17 protein-coding genes are annotated in these 18445 nt (G+C 63.8%); 7 read left to right on the top strand and 10 right to left on the bottom strand.

The features are described from left to right. Positions 1–67 precede the first annotated feature (67 nt). Together FJ443_RS03080 and FJ443_RS03085 are read right to left on the bottom strand one after the other, a co-directional pair. On the bottom strand, positions 68–1231 hold the full coding sequence (locus tag FJ443_RS03080; protein ID WP_140662715.1) for a spermidine/putrescine ABC transporter substrate-binding protein: 1164 nt from the start codon (positions 1229–1231) through the stop codon (positions 68–70). Beyond that, positions 1212–2348, bottom strand: coding sequence for an ABC transporter ATP-binding protein (locus FJ443_RS03085; protein ID WP_140513973.1), 1137 nt, complete (start codon positions 2346–2348; stop codon positions 1212–1214). The genes FJ443_RS03080 and FJ443_RS03085 overlap by 20 nt, the downstream gene beginning before the upstream one ends. A gap of 119 nt (positions 2349–2467) precedes the next feature. Between FJ443_RS03085 and FJ443_RS03090 the strand changes: the two genes are divergently transcribed. After that, positions 2468–3274, top strand: coding sequence for a LuxR C-terminal-related transcriptional regulator (locus FJ443_RS03090; protein ID WP_140513972.1), 807 nt, complete (start codon positions 2468–2470; stop codon positions 3272–3274). A 26-nt stretch (positions 3275–3300) separates the two neighbouring features. On the opposite strand, the gene FJ443_RS03095 is transcribed toward FJ443_RS03090, so the two are convergent. The 5 genes from FJ443_RS03095 to FJ443_RS03115 all read right to left on the bottom strand — a co-directional run bounded on the left by FJ443_RS03095 (position 3301) and on the right by FJ443_RS03115 (position 9972). Further along, on the bottom strand, positions 3301–5373 hold the full coding sequence (locus FJ443_RS03095) for a 3-hydroxyacyl-CoA dehydrogenase NAD-binding domain-containing protein (protein WP_140662717.1): 2073 nt from the start codon (positions 5371–5373) through the stop codon (positions 3301–3303). A 145-nt stretch (positions 5374–5518) separates the two neighbouring features. Next, positions 5519–6466: an ABC transporter permease gene (locus FJ443_RS03100; RefSeq protein WP_140662720.1), complete on the bottom strand. Its 948-nt coding sequence runs from the start codon at positions 6464–6466 to the stop codon at positions 5519–5521. Positions 6467–6469: 3 nt separating this feature from the next. Then, complete coding sequence (locus FJ443_RS03105) at positions 6470–7444, bottom strand: ABC transporter permease (protein ID WP_140559250.1); 975 nt, start codon at positions 7442–7444, stop codon at positions 6470–6472. Between the two features lies 1 nt (position 7445). After that, entirely contained in the window at positions 7446–8909 is a 1464-nt protein-coding gene (locus FJ443_RS03110; RefSeq protein WP_140559251.1) for a sugar ABC transporter ATP-binding protein, read from the bottom strand. 49 nt (positions 8910–8958) lie between these two features. Next, the gene (locus FJ443_RS03115) at positions 8959–9972 is read right to left on the bottom strand and encodes an ABC transporter substrate-binding protein (RefSeq protein ID WP_140662722.1); all 1014 of its coding nucleotides are present in this window, start codon (positions 9970–9972) and stop codon (positions 8959–8961) included. 210 nt (positions 9973–10182) lie between these two features. On the opposite strand from FJ443_RS03115, the gene FJ443_RS03120 reads away from it, so the two are divergent. The 6 genes from FJ443_RS03120 (at position 10183) to FJ443_RS03145 (ending at position 16762) form a co-directional block, all read left to right on the top strand. Then, the gene (locus FJ443_RS03120) at positions 10183–12600 is read left to right on the top strand and encodes a glucan 1,4-alpha-glucosidase (RefSeq protein WP_140662724.1); all 2418 of its coding nucleotides are present in this window, start codon (positions 10183–10185) and stop codon (positions 12598–12600) included. 42 nt (positions 12601–12642) lie between these two features. Continuing rightward, positions 12643–13659 carry a phosphogluconate dehydrogenase (NAD(+)-dependent, decarboxylating) gene (gene gnd, locus FJ443_RS03125; RefSeq protein WP_140492606.1) on the top strand — a complete coding sequence of 339 codons (1017 nt, stop codon included), beginning with the start codon at positions 12643–12645 and terminating at the stop codon, positions 13657–13659. A gap of 22 nt (positions 13660–13681) precedes the next feature. Then, positions 13682–15058: a glucose-6-phosphate dehydrogenase gene (zwf, locus tag FJ443_RS03130; RefSeq protein WP_140492609.1), complete on the top strand. Its 1377-nt coding sequence runs from the start codon at positions 13682–13684 to the stop codon at positions 15056–15058. Positions 15059–15074: 16 nt separating this feature from the next. Beyond that, entirely contained in the window at positions 15075–15779 is a 705-nt protein-coding gene (locus FJ443_RS03135) for an ROK family protein (protein ID WP_140662726.1), read from the top strand. A gap of 216 nt (positions 15780–15995) precedes the next feature. Further along, positions 15996–16457, top strand: coding sequence for a MucR family transcriptional regulator (locus FJ443_RS03140; protein ID WP_140662728.1), 462 nt, complete (start codon positions 15996–15998; stop codon positions 16455–16457). Positions 16458–16567: 110 nt separating this feature from the next. Then, positions 16568–16762 (top strand): hypothetical protein, encoded by a 195-nt coding sequence (locus FJ443_RS03145; protein ID WP_224618118.1) that lies wholly within the window; start codon positions 16568–16570, stop codon positions 16760–16762. A gap of 40 nt (positions 16763–16802) precedes the next feature. Here the strand turns inward: FJ443_RS03145 and FJ443_RS03150 are convergent, their stop codons facing one another. The 3 genes from FJ443_RS03150 to FJ443_RS03160 all read right to left on the bottom strand — a co-directional run bounded on the left by FJ443_RS03150 (position 16803) and on the right by FJ443_RS03160 (position 18040). After that, entirely contained in the window at positions 16803–17210 is a 408-nt protein-coding gene (locus FJ443_RS03150; protein ID WP_140513964.1) for a lysozyme inhibitor LprI family protein, read from the bottom strand. Positions 17211–17243: 33 nt separating this feature from the next. Beyond that, positions 17244–17624 (bottom strand): hypothetical protein, encoded by a 381-nt coding sequence (locus tag FJ443_RS03155; RefSeq protein WP_224518940.1) that lies wholly within the window; start codon positions 17622–17624, stop codon positions 17244–17246. 80 nt (positions 17625–17704) lie between these two features. Next, on the bottom strand, positions 17705–18040 hold the full coding sequence (locus tag FJ443_RS03160; RefSeq protein WP_140625404.1) for a hypothetical protein: 336 nt from the start codon (positions 18038–18040) through the stop codon (positions 17705–17707). Positions 18041–18445 lie beyond the last annotated feature (405 nt).

Genomic DNA, 18445 nt, shown 5'->3' on the forward strand with positions numbered 1-18445 from the left:
CCCCGGTGCCGGCGGGTCTGGGCCCGCCGGTCAAGTTGTCTCGAATGGGATTTGTTGCCCGCTTGGCTCAAGCCGACTTGAAGCGCGCCATCAGCTCGGCGCGGCCCGGATCGGTCAGCGTTGCCGCAGCGCCGAATTCCAGCGGCGTCAACAGGTCGGCCGCCGGATAGAGGATCGGATTGTCCAGCACTTCCTTGGGCAGCAGCTTGTTGACGCGCGCGTCGGTCGAGGGCGCGCCGTTGGCGAGGTGTTCCTTGACCGCGACCTGCGGGTTCATCAGATAGTTGAGCAGGGCGTAGCCGGCCGGCTTGTTCGGCGCGTCCTTCGGGATGGCGTAGAAGTCGGTCCAGATCTCGCCGCCTTCCTTGCCCAGCACATAGGCGATCTCCGGAATGTCGCGATGGAGCTGCGCACCGTCATTGGTCCAGCACATCGTCATCCAGGCATCGCCCGCGCGCATGCCCGGCTGGTAGTCGGAAGACACCGCGAACAGATGCGGCTTGACCTTGAGCAGCAATTCCTCGGCCTTGGCGAGTTCGTCCTGCTTCAGCGAGTTGAAGGAGTAGCCGTAATATTTCAGCGCATTGCCGATGGTGGTCAGCTGATAGTCGTGCACCATAGTGCGGCCGTCGCCCTCGGTCATGGCGGTGTCCCAGAATTCCTTCCAGCTCGTCAGCGGCTTGGTCAGCTTCTTGGTGTTGACGGCAAATCCTGTCGTGCCCCAATTCTTCGGCACGGCGTAGATCGTGCCGTCGATCGTGCCTTCCGAGGTGAAGCGCGGGTCTTCCTGCGTGCCGTCGAAATTCGGCAGCTTAGCCATGTCCAACGGCTCGATGATGCCGAGCTTCTTGTAGGTCGAGATGGTGTAATTGGTCGGCACGAACAGGCTCCAGCCCGACGCCCCGGCCTGCAATTTGGCCAGCATCTCCTCATTCGAGCCGAACACGTTGACCTCGATGGCCACGCCTGTGTCCTTCTTGAAATTCTCGAAGGTCTGCGGGTCGTGATAGTTGGGCCAGGTGGCAATCGACATGCGGTCGCCGAGGTTCTCGGCGGCAAAGGCCGGCGTCGGCATGATGCCGATCTCGCGCGCCATCACCGCCGTCGCGATGCCGAGGCCGGTGAGGCCAAGGAAGTCGCGGCGGCCGATCGAGCCGCGCTTGAGGCGCATCAGCTGGTCGACGAAATTCTCGGGGCTTATCGGCAGTCCGTCACGATATGATTTCGACATGTTTTTCTACCCTCTGGTTGGTCCCGTTGTTCTTTGGATCCGCGAACGCCAACGGCGTTCCGGCGGCAAAGCCGATGGCGACGGGTTCACCCGGCTTGAAGAGATTGCCCTGGCCGATCATGTGGTCGGCCTTGGCCAGCAGCGTTCCGATGCCCTGGACCTCGACTGCGTATTCCGCCGTGGAGCCCAGAAAGATCCGGTTGCGGACGATGCCCTTGAGCGGGCCGCTAGTCGGGCCACCGAGACTGAGCGATTCAGGACGCAGGCTGACCGAAACGGTTTCGCCCTGCCGCAAATCCACCCGCTTGCGCGCCGCGATGACGGTGCCATCGGCCAGCTTCACATCCACCAGATCGCCCGAATGCCCTGCGACGGCGCCGCTCAAGAGATTGGTCTTGCCGACGAAATCGGCGACGAACAGGTCGGCCGGTTCGTCATAAATCTCGCTCGGCTGCCCAAGCTGAACGATGCGGCCGCCATTCATGACGCAGACGAAATCGCTCATCGACAGCGCTTCCTCCTGGTCGTGGGTGACCAGCACGAAGGTGATGCCGATCTCGCGTTGCAGGTTCTGCAATTCGATCTGCATGTCGGTGCGCAGCTTCTTGTCGAGCGCCGCCAGCGGCTCGTCGAGCAGCAGCACCGCCGGTTTGTTGACCAGCGCGCGGGCGAGAGCGACACGCTGCTGCTGGCCGCCGGACAGTTCGTGGACCTTGCGGCCGCCATAACCGGCGAGTCGCACCATTTCCAGCGCTTTGCCTGCCCGCAGGCCGATCTCGCGCGACGACAGCCGCGGTCGTGCCTGGCGCAACCCGTAGGCGACATTGTCGTTCACGTCCAGATGCGGGAACAGTGCATATTGCTGGAACACCATGTTGACAGGCCGCCTGTAGGGCGGCGTGTCGGCCATGTCCTGGCCGCGGATGAGCACCTTGCCCTCGCTCGGCTGTTCGAAGCCGCCGATCATGCGCAGGCAGGTCGTCTTGCCGCAGCCGGATGGTCCGAGCAGGGCGACGAAGGCGGAGGGCGGCACGGCCAGATCGATGCCGCTGACCGCGGTCACCGCGCCATAGCGCTTGGTGACGCCGCGAAACTCGATGTCGGGCACTGCGGTCAAGGCTGCGGGCTCCAGCGACAGGACGATGCGATTTCGGGACGCTACCAGAGCCAATGGCAGCTAGTATATACCTCGCAGGTGGTATATCTGACCTATTTTCTTGTTTAAGGGGGTATTGGATGTCCCGCAGCGACGACTACAGCCAGCTCGCCGCGCTGGTCGCGGCGACGCGGGAGACGAGCGGCGACGTCTTCGGCAGGGCGATGGTCGCTTGGCTGCGGCAGCACGTCGACTTCGATCATTGCGTGATCTTCGGCTACCGCGGCGCTGCCCGTCCGCCGTTGCTGTTCGAGACCTTCTCGTCGGCCGAGAGCCATGTCTTCGTCGCGCTCTATCAGGAAGGCCCATACCTGCTCGACCCGTTCCATCACGCGGCGGTCGAACGCAAGGAAGGGTTCTGGCGCATGCGCGAGCTGGCGCCCGACCGCTTCTACGCCAGCGAATATTTTCGCTCCTACTACAGCCAGACCAGGCTGGCCGAGGAGGTCGGCTTCTTCGTTCCGCTGCCGGGCAAGGATGCGCTGGTGCTGTCGCTGATGCGGTTGCGCGCTTCAGGTCCGTTCGGGACCGCCGACGCCAGACTGCTGCGCGACATGGCGCCGGCGGTGGTCGCCTTCGCCCGATTGCGCTGGCCCGCCCTTCCCGCCGACGAGCCGGCCGAGGCCGGGCAAGACGATGCATTGGCGGCGGTCAACGAGTTCGATCGCGCCCATATCTGGAAGAGTCTGTCCCTGACGCCGCGCGAAAAGCATGTCGTCGACCTGGTGCTGCAAGGGCATTCCACAGAATCGATCGCCCGGGCCATGCGCATCGTGCCGGGGACGGTGAAGGTCCATCGCCGCAACATCTATCGCAAGCTCAAGATCAAGTCGCAGGCCGGCCTTTTTGCCCGCTTTGTCGAAATCATCGACGCGCGGATAAGATAGTCCGACCCACTTCGACCACCTTTCGATCAGGGTCTTGCACCAGCTTCCCAGGAGCCGGTCTCGGCCATCCGTTTCAGCAGCCGCACCGGCTTGAAAACATCCTTGCCCGTCCGCTGATGCCAATATTCGAGCCGCTGGACGATCCCGGTCGCGCCTTCGAGGCCGGCCCAGAACATCGGCCCGCCCTTGCCGATGGGAAAGCCATAGCCGTTGACCCAGATGACATCGATGTCGGAGGCGCGGGCGGCTATCCCTTCTTCGAGGATTTTCGCTCCTTCATTGATTAGTGGGTAGTGGGTGCGCTCGATGATTTCTTCCGCGCTGATTTCGCGCGGCGCGATGCCCTTCTCGGCTGCCTTACCGCGGATCAGCGCCTCGACCTGCGGGTCCCGGACCGGCATACGTGACCCGTTCTCGTAAAGATAGAACCCACGGCCGGTTTTCTGACCGAAACGCCCCTGTTCGCACAACATGTCGGCGATCACGGCCGTCTGGCCTCGCGCCTTGCGGTTGCGCCAGCCAATGTCGAGGCCGGCGAGATCGCCCATCTGGAACGGCCCCATCGGCCAGCCGAAATCGGTGAAGGCCTTGTCGATCTGGCTGGGCGTCGCGCCTTCCAGCAGCAAGGCTTCCGATTCGGAGCCGCGCGCAGCCAGCATGCGGTTGCCGACGAAGCCGTGGCAGACGCCGACGACGACGGCCACCTTGCCGATCCGCCGCGCCAAGTCGACTACGGTTGCCAGCGCGTCGGGCGCGGTCTTGCCGGCGCGCACGATCTCCAACAGCTTCATGACGTTGGCCGGCGAGAAGAAGTGCAGGCCGAGCACGTCTTGCGGGCGCGAGATCGAGGCGGCGATTTCGTCGATGTCGAGATAAGAGGTGTTGGTGGCGAGTATCGCTCCCGGCTTGGCCATGGCATCGAGCTTGCCGAACACCTCTTTCTTGACCGCCATGTCCTCGAACACCGCCTCGATGATCAGGTCGCAATCGGCGAGGTCGGAATAGTCGGTAGAGCCCTTGAATTGAGCGAGGCGTTGGCGCTTGGCGTCTTCGGTCAAGGAGCCACGCGAGACCGAGACGGCATAGTTCTTGTCGATCATGCCGAGCCCGCGCTGCAAGGCTTCCTGGCTGGTCTCCAATAAGGTGACTGGAAAACCGCCATTGACGAAGGCCATCGCGATGCCGCCGCCCATCGTGCCGGCGCCGACGACGCCGACGCGGGCGATCCTGCGCCGGACAAGATCCTTGCCCGGGACCTTTGCCGCTTCACGCTCGGCGAAGAACAGATGCCGCTGCGCCCGCGACTGATCGCTGGCGACCAGCTTCATGAACAGCGCGCGTTCGGCAGCCAGAGCTTCCTCGAACGACATCGTGACGGTATTGCGCACCGCTTGCGCGCAAGCGATCGGTGCGTCGAGGCCGCGCGCTTTCCTGGCGAGATCCGCCGCCTCGGCATCGAAAGCGGCCAGCTCGGTTTTCTTGATCTCGTCATCGCGATCGCGCACCGGCGTGAACGGCCCGCCCTTGCGGGCGATCTCCCTGGCGAAGTTCACGGCATGCGTGATCACGTTACTCTCGAACACAGCATCGACCAGTCCGGCTTCATGCGCCTCATCAGCACCGACCAGCGCACCGGAAACGATCATCCTGAGCGCTTTGATCGCGCCGACGAGGCGCGGCAGCCGCACCGTGCCGCCGCCGCCCGGCAGCAGTCCAAGCTTCACCTCGGGCAGGCCGAGCCTGGCGTCGGCATCGGCAACGCGGAAGTGACAGCCGAGCGCCAGCTCCAGCCCGCCGCCCAGCGCGGTGCCGTGGATGGCGGCGACCGTAGGTTTGGCGATGGTTTCCAGCGTCCCAATGATGGCACGCAGCTCGGGCTGTTGCACCGGCTTGCCGAATTCGGTGATGTCGGCGCCGGCGACGAAGGTCCGGCCCGCGCACGCGACGACGATGGCTCCGACCGATGCGTCGTCACGCAAGGCAGCCAGCGCGTGCATCAGTGGTTCGCGGACATGAAAGCTCAGCGCGTTGACCGGCGGGTTGTCGATGGTGACGATGGCGACGTCGCTGTCCCTGGCGACGCTGACAAAATTGGACAAGCTGAACCTCCCGAGACCGGCTGCGATCGGGAGGGTTTACTAGGCCGCGCCGCGAATGGGAACCGCGTGTCGCACTGGCACAAGACTTGTCAGGACAGGCTGTAGGGCGGCACGCTGGCGAGTTGCGGTTGAAGTGAGGCGAATATCACCGCACCGCCTTCTCCCCGCCGGCCGCCGTGATCACGCCGACGATGATCAGCCCGGTCAAGAGCAGGCGCACACCGGCGCTGACGCCGAATGTGTTGAGCATGGTCAAAAGCAGCACCAGGAACAGTGCTGCGCCCCAAACGCCGGGGACATTGGCCTTGCCGCCAGCCACCGACGTGCCGCCGATGACCACCACGGCGATCGAAGCCAGCAAATACTCGTTGCCGATATCGACATTGGCGCCGCGAAAGTAACCGGCGAGCAGCGCGCCGTCGATGCCGCCGAGCGCGCCCGACAGCGTGTAGGTAAGGAAACGGACGCGGCCGACATTGACGCCGGCGAGCCAGGCGGCGCGGATGTTCTGGCCTATCGCCAGCACCGAGCGGCCATAGATCATGCGCTGCAAGGCGATGGCCGCACCGATGGTAAACAGAACGGTGAGAACCGCCAGCACCGGAATGCCAAGAACCTGCCGGTTGGCGAAATCGGCAAAGCCAGGCGGCGGCTTGATCTGCAATCCGCGCCCGTAGCTGATGTCGACCGACTGGATGATGAAGCTCGCCGACAAAGTGGCGATGATCGGCGGTATTCGCAGCGCCCAGATCAGCAGATAGTTGACGGCGCCGATCGCGGCACCACAGGCAAGCGCGGCCAGCAGCCCGACCACGATCATGGCATCGCTGCCGCCCATCACCTTCATGGCCACCGCGCTGGCGAGCCCGATATTGGCCGGCAGCGACAGGTCGACATTGCCCGGCCCAAGCGTGATGACGAACATCTGGCCGACGCCGACGATGACGGTGAACACGGCCAGCGACAGCGCGGCGGTGACCATGCCGCCGGCGCCATAGCCGCCGGTGAAAGCGATGGTCGCCAGCCACACCACAAGCGCGCCGACGAACGACCAGGTCCAGGGCTTGGCGGTCAGCGACCTCAGCAATATCATTGCTCACCTCTCCTTGCGGCTGATCAGCACCCGCGCCGCCAGCACGATGATCAGGATGGCGCCGTTGGCCGCCACCTGCCAGTCGGGTGGGATGTGCATGAAGGTAAGCAGCGGCGATGCCGCCAGCGCCAAGGTCAGCGCGCCGATCACCGCGCCGATCGGCGACACACGGCCGCCGACGAATTCGCCGCCGCCGAGGATGACGCCGGCGATCGAAAGCAGCGTGTAGCCATTGCCGATATTGGCATCGGCCGAAGTGGTGATGCCGATCAGCGCCATGCCGGACAGCACGCCGAACAGACCCGTCAGCGCGAACAACACGACCTTGGTCTTGAGCAGCGACCAGCCGGCGCGTTTGAGCGCAGCCGGGTTGCCGCCCGAGCCGCGCAGAATCACGCCATAGGAGGTGCGCATCAGGCCGAAATGGACGATGAGGCCAATCAGCAGCGCCGCGATGATCGGGAAGGGCACAAAGGGCGGCTTGAACGCCATGATCGCCAGCAGCCAGTCCGGCGCCTTGCCGCCGGGCTTGGGCAGCACCAGGATGGCCAGCCCCTGCCAGACGAAACTCATGCCCAGCGTCACCACGATCGATGGCAAATTGCGCAGATGGATCAGCGCGCCGAGCAGCGCATAGACACCGATCGATCCGAGCAGGACGAGGACGCCGATGAGCGGTGCGTCCTTCAACCACGTCGCGGTGACGCAACCGACGAAACCGACAAAGGTGCCGATCGACAGGTCGAGCTCGTTGCCCGATATGACGAACATCTGCGCGATCGTCGCCAGCGCGATCGGGATCGCCAGGTTGAGCATCAGGCCGAAGCCGAAATAGCTGATGGCGCGCGGATTGAGCCAGGCGATGGCGAGCAGCACCAGCACCAGCGACAGCGCCGGCAGCAGCCCACGCAGTAGGCGGGCGCGTGCCGCCCCGCTCCCAAAGGTCTTCGAACCGTTTTGAACAGAGACGGCCGTCATCTCAGGCCGCGTCGCCGAAGGAGGACTGGATGATCTTTTCTTCCGTCAGCTCGTCGCGCGTCAGATTGGCGACGATGCGGCCGTTCTTGAAGACATAGACATGGTCGCAATTGTCGAGTTCTTCCGTTTCTGTGGTGTACCAGAGGAAGGTGCGGCCCTTGCCGGCCTCCTCGCGCACGAGATCGTAAACCTCGAGCTTGGTGCCGATGTCGACGCCGCGCATCGGGTCGTCCATCAGCACGATCCCGGCGTCGGAGCCGAGAGCCCGGGCGAACAAAGCCTTCTGCTGGTTGCCGCCCGACAGCGAAAAGATGTTGTTGTTCATATCCGGCGTGCGGATGCCGATCTTCTTTTGCCAGAACCCGGCCAGTTCGGCCTCTCGCCGCGGCGAGATCAGCAGCCCGTTGCGCAGCCGAGCCAGCGAGCGGATGCCGATATTTTCAGCGATCGACCACTGCGGAAAGATGCCGTCCGCCTGGCGGTCGCCGGCCACAAGCGCCACCGGTGCGGTGACCTCGACGCCGGCCTTGGCGCGCGATGCCGCGGCGAAGATCGCCAGCAGCAGGTCGGTCTGGCCATGGCCGGCCAGGCCGGCAAGTCCGATGATCTCGCCGGCGCGGGCCACCAGCTCCTTGCCGTCCTGCTGCCGCGCCGGCCGGGCGCGCACGCGCAACGGGCCGGCCTCGGCTTTCCGGATTTCGGTGGCGGTCCTCCGATGTCCTTCGGCGCCGCCCATGGTGGCGACCAGCCTATCGCGGTCGAAAGCGTTCGCCGCGTCGGCGCCGACAACCTTGCCGTCGCGCATCACGACGATGCGATCGGCGTTCTGCAGCACTTCGCCCAGCACGTGGGAGATGAGAATGCAGCTCCCACCCGACGCGACGAAGCGGCGCACGAAGGCAAGCAACTGCCCCGCCGTGTGCGCGTCGAGCGAGGACGTCGGCTCGTCGAGGATGACCAGGTGGAGCGGCTCGCGGGTCAGCGTGAACGCGCGCGCCACCTCCACCATCTGTCGCCGTCCGATTGAAAGGTCACCGGCGATGTCGGCCGCCGAAATGCCATGGTCGGGAAAGATTTCGTCCAGCTTGGCCGTGATCAGCTCGGCCGCCTTGCGCCGCCAGCCGAAGCCGGTGAGCGAGGCGTGGTTGATGCGCGTGTTCTCGGCGACGCTGAGATTGGGGCACAGCGACAATTCCTGGAACACGCAGCGTATGCCGAGCTGCTGTGCCCGCGACACCGAGTAGTTCTCCTCGGCCTCACCATGCACGCCGATCGTTCCGCTGTCGGGTGTCAGCGTGCCCGCCACCATGTGCATGAGCGTCGATTTGCCGGCGCCGTTGTGGCCGACGAGGCCGACGCACTCGCCGGGCCCGACAGTGAAGTCGACGCCGCCAAGCGCGCGAACGGCGCCGAAGTGTTTTTCGGCGCCGCTCAGTCTGATGATGTCCGCGTTCCCTTCAGGCATGCTCAACGATATCCGGTCGGCGATGTGCACGGCAACGCGTGTGCGACATTCACTTGATATTGGCTTTGATGGCCGCGATGGCATCTTCCTGTGTGTATTCGTGCGTGGCGACACCGCCCTCCTTGATCTTCGGCAGAGCGGCCTCGAAATCGTCCTGAGTGAAGGCGAGATACGGCACCAGCAGGTCGTGGGGAATGTCCTTGCGGCCGTCGAGCACTTGCTGCGCCACCCAGAAGGCGAGCGTCGAGACACCGGGCGCGATCGAGGCCGACCAGGTCTGGTAGCCGTCCTTTTCCTTCTGTTCCTTCCACCATTTCAGCTCGTCCTGGCGGTTGCCCATGATGATGGTCGGGCGCGGCTTGCCGGCGGCGGCGAAGGCTTGCGCGGCGCCATAGCCGTCACCGCCCTGGTCGACGATGCCGACGATTTCGGGCAGCGAGGGCAGGATGGTCGCCACCGCCTTCTGCGCCGTCGTCTGGTCCCAGTCGCCGGTCACCGAGCCGACGATTTTGAATTCGGGGTGAGCGGCGACGCCCTCGAGGATGCCGGCATGGATGGCGTCGTCGATCGACGTGCCCGCGAGGCCACGGATTTCAAGCAGGTTGCCGCCCTTGGGCTGGAACTTGGCCATCTGCTCGACTTCCTGCTTGCCCATGTCCTTGAAGTCGACCACGACGCGGTAGGCGCAAGGCTCGGTGACGGTGCCGTCGAAGGAGACGACGACGATACCGGCATCGCAGGCCTGCTTGATGGCGCCGTTCAGCGCATCCGGCGAGGCGGCGTTGATGACGATGGCGTCATAGCCCTGCAGGATCAGGTTCTGCACCTGGGCGGCCTGCGTCGGCACTTCCTTGTCGGCGGTGGTGAAAACATCGGCCGCTGCGACGATCTTGTCGTCCACCGCTTTCTTGGTGACGATGCCGTAGCTGTCGAGCATAGCCTGCCGCCACGAATTGCCGGCGTAATTGTTGGAGAAAGCGATTTTCTTGCCGCTGGTGTCGGCAAATGCCGTACCGGCTGCGAGCACCGCTGCAAGGGTGCCCAGAACGAACAATTTCTTCATGTCATACTCCTCCCGAGAGTTGCTGGTCTTGATGGCTGTTGGTGACTATCGCGCTTGCGTACCTGTTTTTTATCTATTGTCAGACAAAAGTGCAGAAGGCCGGCGAGCTGTCAACTGCAATCCATAAGATGCCGCCGATCACATTGCGGTGCGACGATTGAAAAGGCTTCGGTGGATGGGCTAGGCATGCGGGCAGGAGGCCGCAGACGCATGGCAGTGACGCCGATCGTTCCCCCGGGGGCTCCGGGAATTCCGGCGCGCTGGACGTCAAGCGCCAAAAGCGGCGTCGGCGCGGCGCTTTCGCCGTCGAGCCGCGTCTGGTTCACGCTCAGCCATGGCATCCTGAACGAGATCTACTATCCCGGTGTCGACAGTGCCTGCACCCGCGACCTCGGCCTGATCGTCACCGGCCCGAACGGATATTTCTCGGAAGAAAAACGTGATGCCGCGCATGGCATCGAACCGTTCGAAGAAGGCGTGCCAGCCTACAGGCTGATCAACACCGCTGATGACGGCGCCTACCGGATCGAGAAGCGTATCCTGGCCGACCCTGCACGACCCACCTTGCTGCAGGAGATCACCTTCACGCCGCTCAAGGGCGCGCCGGGCGACTACCGCGTCCACGCCTTGCTGGCGCCGCATCTGGTCAATGCCGGCATGGGCAACACCGCCTGGGTCGGCGACCATGAGGGAGAGCCTGTGCTGTTCGCCTCGGGCTGCGGCACCTGCCTTGCGCTGGCCTCATCGCTGCCCTGGCGGAACGGCTCGGCCGGCTATGTCGGCGTCTCCGACGGCTGGCAGCAACTGCGCAACACCGGTCGGCTCGATCCAGCCTTTCAGCGAGCCGAGGACGGCAATGTCGCACTGACCGGCGAAATCGGGTTTTCCGCCAACGACGCCAAAGCCGTGCTGGCGCTGGGCTTCGGAGCGACGCCCAAAGAGGCTGCTCGAAATGCCTTCGCCAGCCTCAGGCAGGGTTTCGCGGCGGCGGCAATGTCCTACGCCGAACAATGGCGCGAATGGCAGGCGGGCCTGCTGCGACTGGATCGCCATGACGCGTCCGGAGTGAACAGCTACAGGATCTCCACCGCCGTCCTGGCGACGCACCGGTCATCCCTCATGCCAGGCGCGGCGGTCGCCAGCCTGTCCATCCCATGGGGCTTCGACAAGGGCGACGACGATCTCGGCGGCTACCATCTGGTCTGGCCGCGCGATCTGGTCGAGACGGCGGGCGGCTTTCTCGCCGCCGGCGATGCCGCCTCGGCTCTGCAAACCCTCGACTATCTCTGCTCCATCCAGCAGCCGGACGGCCACTGGCCGCAGAACGCCTGGCTCGATGGAACAGCCTATTGGCCGGGCATCCAGATGGACGAATGCGCCTTTCCGCTGCTGCTGGCAGATGCGCTGCGGCGGCAGGGTCATTTGCCGCGCGCCATGCTCTCTGGCTTCCTGCCGATGATCGAGCGCGCCGCAGCCTATGTCGTGCGCAATGGACCTGTTACCGGCGAGGACCGCTGGGAGGAGGATTCCGGTTACAGCCCGTTCACGCTCGCCGTTGAGATCGCGGCGCTGCTTGCCGCCGCGGATATGCTGGAGGCCTGCGGCAAGCAGGACGCAGCAAGCTATCTGCGCGAGACCGCCGACGGCTGGAATGACCAGGTCGAGCGCTGGACCTATGTCACCGGCACGGCAAGTTGCGAGGCGGCCGGCGTCGCGGGTTACTATGTCCGCATCGCACCGCCCGACAGTGCCGAGGCCGGTTCGCCGAAGGACGGCTATGTGCCGATCAAGAACCGCCCGCCCGGGGATGCCGACCGGCCGGCGCAGGAAATCGTCAGCCCGGACGTCTTGGCGCTGGTGCGCTTTGGCCTCAGGGCAGCCGACGATCCACGCATCATCGACACGGTCAAGGTCATCGACGCGCAGCTGCGCCGGCAACTGCCGCAGGGGCCGCTCTGGTATCGCTACACCGGCGACGGCTATGGCGAGCACGAGGACGGCGCGCCATTCGACGGCACCGGCCAGGGCCGCCCCTGGCCGTTGCTCGCCGGCGAACGGGCCCATTACGAGCTGGCGGCTGGGCGCAAGGACAAGGCGACCTTGCTGCTCGCGGCAATGGAGGGCTCGGCCGGGCCGGGCGGCCTGTTGCCGGAGCAGGTCTGGGACGGCGCCGACCTGCCCGACCGCGAACTACTGCATGGCAAGCCCTCGGGCAGCGCCATGCCACTGGTCTGGGCGCATTCCGAACACATCAAGCTGCTGCGCTCGCTGCGCGACGGCGCGGTGTTCGACATGCCGCCGCAAGGCGTCGAACGCTATATCGACAAAAAGACCGTCTCGCCGTTCCGGACATGGCGCTTCAACAACAAGATACGCTCCATGCCGGCCGGCAAGACAATGCGCCTCGAGCTTTTGGCGAAGGCAACCGTTCATTGGAGCGTCGACAATTGGGCGACCGTGCATGACAGCGCGACCAGCGAGAATGCTCTCGGCATCCACCTCGCGGATCTGCCGGTCGCCGGCCTGCCCGAGGGGAGCACGCTGATCTTCACTTTTTTCTGGCCCGGCAGCGGCGATTGGGAGAATGTCGACTTCTCCGTCATCATTGGTGAACAGGACAGACTGTAGATCCTTCCCGGCAGATCCTCTTCAAGACACAAGGATGAGACCATGCAGATCGGAATGATGGGACTGGGCCGAATGGGCGCCAACATGGTCCGGCGCCTGATGCGTGACGGCCACGAATGCGTCGTCTACGACATCAACCCGGCAAGCGTCGCGGCCCTGGTCGGCGACGGCGCCTCGGGGGCTGCATCGATGGCGGAATTCGTCGGCAAGCTCGCTAAGCCGCGCTGCGTGTGGCTGATGCTGCCTGCGGCCATCACCGGCAAGATCGTCGATCAGGTGGCGGCGCTGATGGAACCCGGCGACATCATCATCGACGGCGGCAATTCCTACTATCACGACGACGTCGACCGGGCCGCCAAGCTCGCCGCCAAGGGCCTCAACTATGTCGATGTCGGCACCAGCGGCGGCGTCTGGGGCCTGGATCGCGGCTACTGCCTGATGATCGGCGGGCCCGATGACGCGGTCCGGCATCTCGATTCGGTCTTCGCCACGCTGGCGCCCGGCGCGGATGCCGGTGCGCCCGCTCCCGACAAGACGGCCGGCACGGCGCCCTTCGGCTATCTGCATTGTGGCCCGAGCGGCGCCGGCCACTTCGTCAAGATGGTCCATAACGGCATCGAGTACGGCGTCATGGCCGCCTATGCCGAAGGCATGAATATTCTCAAGGCCGGCAATGCCGGCAAGGTCAAGCGCGAGGCCGATGCCGAGACCAGCCCGTTGCAGAACCCCGAATACTACCAGTTTGACATCGACCTTGCCGAAGTGGCCGAGGTCTGGCGGCATGGCAGCGTCATCGGCTCGTGGCTGCTTGATCTCACCGCCGGCGCGTTGAAGAGCGATCCCGGCCTGACCCAGTTTGGCGGCCGGGTGTCCGATTCCGGCGAAGGCCGCTGGACCCTGAAAGCGGCCATCGACACCGGCGTGCCGGCGCCGGTGCTGTCCTCGGCCCTCTTCGACCGCTTCTCCTCGCAAGGCGAATCCGAATTCGCCGACAAGCTCTTGTCGGCCATGCGCTATGCATTCGGCGGCCATGTCGAAAAACCGAAGGCCGGCAAGTGACGGCGGCAGGGGAGACGCGCTCATGAGCCCGGAACGGTCCGATACGCTGGTGCTCTTCGGGGCGACCGGCGACCTCGCCCACAAGAAGATATTTCCTTCCCTCTATGCCATGGTCGCCAAGGGAACGCTTACCGAACCGGTGATCGGCGTCGCCTTCGACGCCTGGGATTTGAGGAAATTGCAGGACCGCGCGCGCGACGGCATCGTCAATACGCTCGGCAAGATCGACGAGAAGGTGTTCGCCAAGCTCGCTTCGCTGCTGCGCTATGTCAGCGGCGACTATCGCGACCCGGCCACGTTCGAGAAACTGAAGAGCGCGCTGGGCACCGCCCAGCGGCCGCTGCACTACATGGCGGTGCCGCCGACCATGTTCGAGACGGTGGTCCAGGGCCTGGAGCAATCGGGCACGGCGCGCGGCGCGCGGCTGATGGTGGAAAAGCCCTTCGGCCATGACCTGCAATCGGCGCGCTGGCTGAACCGAGTGCTGCATCTGGTGTTCGACGAACAGTCGATCTTCCGCATCGATCACTATCTCGGCAAGGAGGCGATCCAGAACCTGCTCTATTTCCGCTTCGCCAATTCCTTCCTGGAACCGATCTGGAACCGCAATTTCGTCGAGAGCGTGCAGATCACCATGGCCGAGGATTTCGGCATCGATGGGCGCGGCCGCTTCTATGACGAGGTCGGCTGCGTCAGGGACGTCATCGAGAACCATCTGCTCAACATCCTCCTGCTGCTGGCGATGGAACCGCCGGTCGGCCGTTCCGCCGACGACCTGATCGACGAGAAGGTGCAGGTGCTGCGCGCGATCCGCACCCTGACCAAGGACGATATCGTGCGTGGCCAATTCGACGGCTATCTCGCCGAGCCCGGCGTGGCGCCCAACTCGCCGGTCGAAACCTTCGCGGCGGTGCGCTTCCTCGTCGACACCTGGCGCTGGCGGGACGTGCCGTTCTTCATCCGCGCCGGCAAGAACATGCCGGTGCATGCCACGGAGGTGATCGTGCGGCTGAAGCGGCCGCCGCTCGATGTCTTCGACCCGATCAAGCCGAACGACGCCAACTATGTGCGCTTCCGCATCGACCCGCAGGTGGCGATCTCGATCGGCGCCCAGCGCAAGGCAGCGGGCGACGACATGGTCGGCGAACAGGTCGAACTGACGGCGCTCGACGACAGCAAGGGCGATATGCCGCCCTATGAACGGCTGATCGGCGATGCCATGAACGGCAATGGCCAGCTTTTTACCCGCCAGGACGCCAGCGAACTCGCCTGGCGCATCGTCGGGCCGGTGCTCGGCGACACCACGCCGCCACATCTTTATGAACCGAAGACCTGGGGGCCGGCAGCCGCAATGAACGGCTTCGGGCCGCCGAACGGCTGGATCAATCCATCGAAATAGGCTGGGAGAGGGCAGCATGGCCAGGGCGGCAAGGCCGAAAGCGGCGAGCGGCGATCCGATCGTGCTGTCGATCGACATAGGCGGCTCGCACGTCAAGATACTCACCAGCTCAGGCGGTGCTGAGCGCCGCGCCGATTCCGGGCCGGATCTGATGCCCCAGCAGATGATCGATGCCGTGACGGCGCTGGCCGACGGGCTGTCCTACGACGTCGTCTCGATGGGCTATCCCGGCCCGGTGCATCACAACAGGCCCTTGCTCGATCCCGCCAATCTCGGCAGAGGCTGGGCCGGCTTCGACTTCGCCGCGCAGTTCGGCAAGCCGGTCAAGGTGGTCAACGACGCGCTGATGCAGGCCATCGGCAGCTATGAAGGCGGCCGCATGCTGTTCCTGGGGCTGGGAACCGGCCTGGGTGCGGCGATGATCGTCGACAACGTCGCCCAACCGATGGAACTCGCCCATCTTCCCTACAAGAAGGGCAAGAGCTTCGAGGATTATGTCGGTGAGCGCGGCCTGGTAAAACGCGGCAAGAAGAAGTGGCGCAAATCCGTTTTCGACGTCGTCGACCGGCTGCGCGCCGCCATGCAGCCCGATTATGTCGTCATCGGCGGCGGCAATGTCGACAAGCTCGACGATTTGCCCGCCGACAGCAGGCGCGGCGACAACACACGCGCCTTCGAAGGCGGATTTCGTCTGTGGCGAGACAAGGCCCTGATCGTCTGATAGTATTACAGTTCAGTATAGTTATTCAAAATAATGTGTGACGCGGGGCCAAGTCGTTGCATTGCGCAGATTTGCCGACTAGGAATTCCGGCGCACTACATCGCGACGAACCGCGAGGGACGTGCAAAGACGCCGCCGCACTTTAACTTTGCGCATCATCCCATCCGAAACTGTGCCGATTTCGGGCCCCATGCGCCATAGACGGAGGAAAATAGATTGATCGACGACAGCAACGACGCTCGCAAGGATATCGACCTTCTCGAGCTGACCGCCCATATCGTGTCGGCTTACGTCGAGAAGAACCGCCTGCCCGCCTCCGGCCTGGCCGACCTCATCGCCAGCGTCAGCGCTTCGATCAGCGGGCTCGGCCAGCCGGCCGTACCCGTGGCGGCGCCGCTCGTGCCGGCGGTCAATCCCAAGAAGTCGGTGACGCCGGATTTCATCATCTGCCTGGAGGATGGCAAGAAGTTCAAATCGCTGAAGCGTCATCTGGGCGTGCATTTCGGCCTGACGCCGGACGCCTACCGCGCCAAATGGGGCTTGCCGTCGGACTATCCGATGGTCGCTCCCAATTACGCGGCCTCGCGTTCGGAACTGGCGAAGTCGATCGGTCTCGGCCGCAAGGCCGTCGCCCCGAAAGCGCCGGCCAGGGGCAGGAAAGCCAAGGTCTCGGCCTGAGCGCGCATTCCGGCGCTGAGCCAATGGTTTGATTGAGGCCTGCCGGCGGTCCGTCTTGGCAGGCTTCATGCTTTTGTGGCTTGGATGTGCAGACAGGCCTTGGGAAAGCCATGAACTACACCAGGCTGGTGATCGAGAAAGAGGCGCCGCAGGAATACGGCTACGACCGCATCCGTTACAATCTCTCCGAAATTCGATCGCCGACCAGAAGCTATTCGACCTCGGCTTGTCGCTGCCCGATCTTGCGCTCTTCCACGGCGAGCGCGCAATTGCAGGGGGGCTCGACGCCATCTCCGCCGCGCTGAGGAATGATTTTCCACCCCGCCTGCAGGCAGGCAGGAAAGCTCAGTTCGCTGCCGGAACGGAACAGCTCAGATCGCCTTCCTTGCAGTTCAGGTAACCGTCGAAATCCTTGACCCGGGATTGCGTCAGGCCATCCATGCACATCGAGAGGAGCATGGGGACCACGCTGCCTCCGGCCGCTCCCGCGGTCTGGAAATTGCACTCAGCGTCGCGGAACTTGATCCAATCCTGCTGCGCTTGGACAAGAAGCTTCTTGGTATCCGCGTCGTCCTTCAGGCGGGTTTCGATCTGCTTGTAAAGTTCGTTGAGCTTCTTGTCGGATTTCCTGAACGAAGCATCGGCGCACTGGTTCATGGTGGCCTGATCCTTGGCGTCGGCGCACTTGTCCTTGGCAAAAGCGAAAGCCGGCATGGCCAGAACCACGGCGGTGGTCAGAATTGCGGTTTTCATTGGTCTCGTCCTCTTTGCAGGTGAGCGGCATCGTCATTCCGTAACGGTTTCGGCGAAGCACCTGGCCAGCTTTTCCGGTGCTCCAAGCTTCTTCGCCCAGGATACCAGTCCAGGCTTTTCCGATGGATCGGCATAGCCGCCCCATACGTCACGAAACTGCTTCTTTCCGTCGACGGTCTGGAAGAACATCACGCCGTCATCGCTCACAGGCGTGGAGACATAAGCGGCGCTCCAGTTGCCGCTTTCCAAGATGGTGATGAACTTGGCGCGGGCGGGCTTGAACTTATTGTCCATCGCCGAAGCGACGAGCGGTGCATATTCCTGTTTGCGCGCCTTCGTCACTTCGACCTTGACGCCGTCGCAGGCATCGTTCGCGAAAGCAGATGTCGGTATCAACCCCGCCAGCCCGATCATGACGATTTTGGCGTGCCGTCGAACCAAGTCGCCGAATTCAGACATAGGTGGTTTTCCTCTTCCTTTGCGGAGTGTGGCTGTCAGTCGGAATCGTCGTCACCCGATGAATTGTCATCGTCAGGCGCATCGACCTGGCAGCCGATGCCATTGCACCCCTGATAGTTGCCCTGCGTATCGAAGTTTGGATTGCCTTGCCTGTCGTATTGCGGCCTGTCGTCGATGCTTTGATCCCCATCGCCAGGGTCATCGACTTTGCATCCGATCCCATGGCAGCCAATGTATCTGCCTCGCGTATCGAAATTGGGATTGCCTTGCTTGTCGTATTGCGGCCTGGTGTCGATGGTCTGATCGTCGGTGGTGCAGCCGGCGACCGCCAGTAAAACACTGGCGATGACCGAATAGACTATATGTTTCACGGTTTATTCTCCTCGCTCCCCGGCGGCAGCGATTCATCCGTCGATCGGGGGACGATCCGAAGAGGACAAAAGCTTCGCGGACCACGAAACGCCCGGGCTGTGGTCCAGGCATTCGACGACTTTGCGGCCGGCCGTCGCAATTCCTCAAGTCGAGGGGAGCGCTCCCAGCGGGAGCCGCCTGGCGAATGTCCATTTCCCTCTCCATGCCTAGCGCCCATCCGCCCAAGCATGCCAACGATCCGCCGGCGCGGTTGATGTATCCATAGGTTGTAGCCGATGTCGCCGGCTAGCAAGGGAAAATTGCCAGATCTTGAGTTCTGTTTTGAAAATGCTTAATAACCCAGTAAGCACCCTGCTTGATTTAGCAAGTACTTAAATATGATTGACAGAAAGGCTCCAGCAAAA

It is taken from the genome of Mesorhizobium sp. B2-6-1 (assembly GCF_006440475.1).
Lineage (GTDB): Bacteria > Pseudomonadota > Alphaproteobacteria > Rhizobiales > Rhizobiaceae > Mesorhizobium.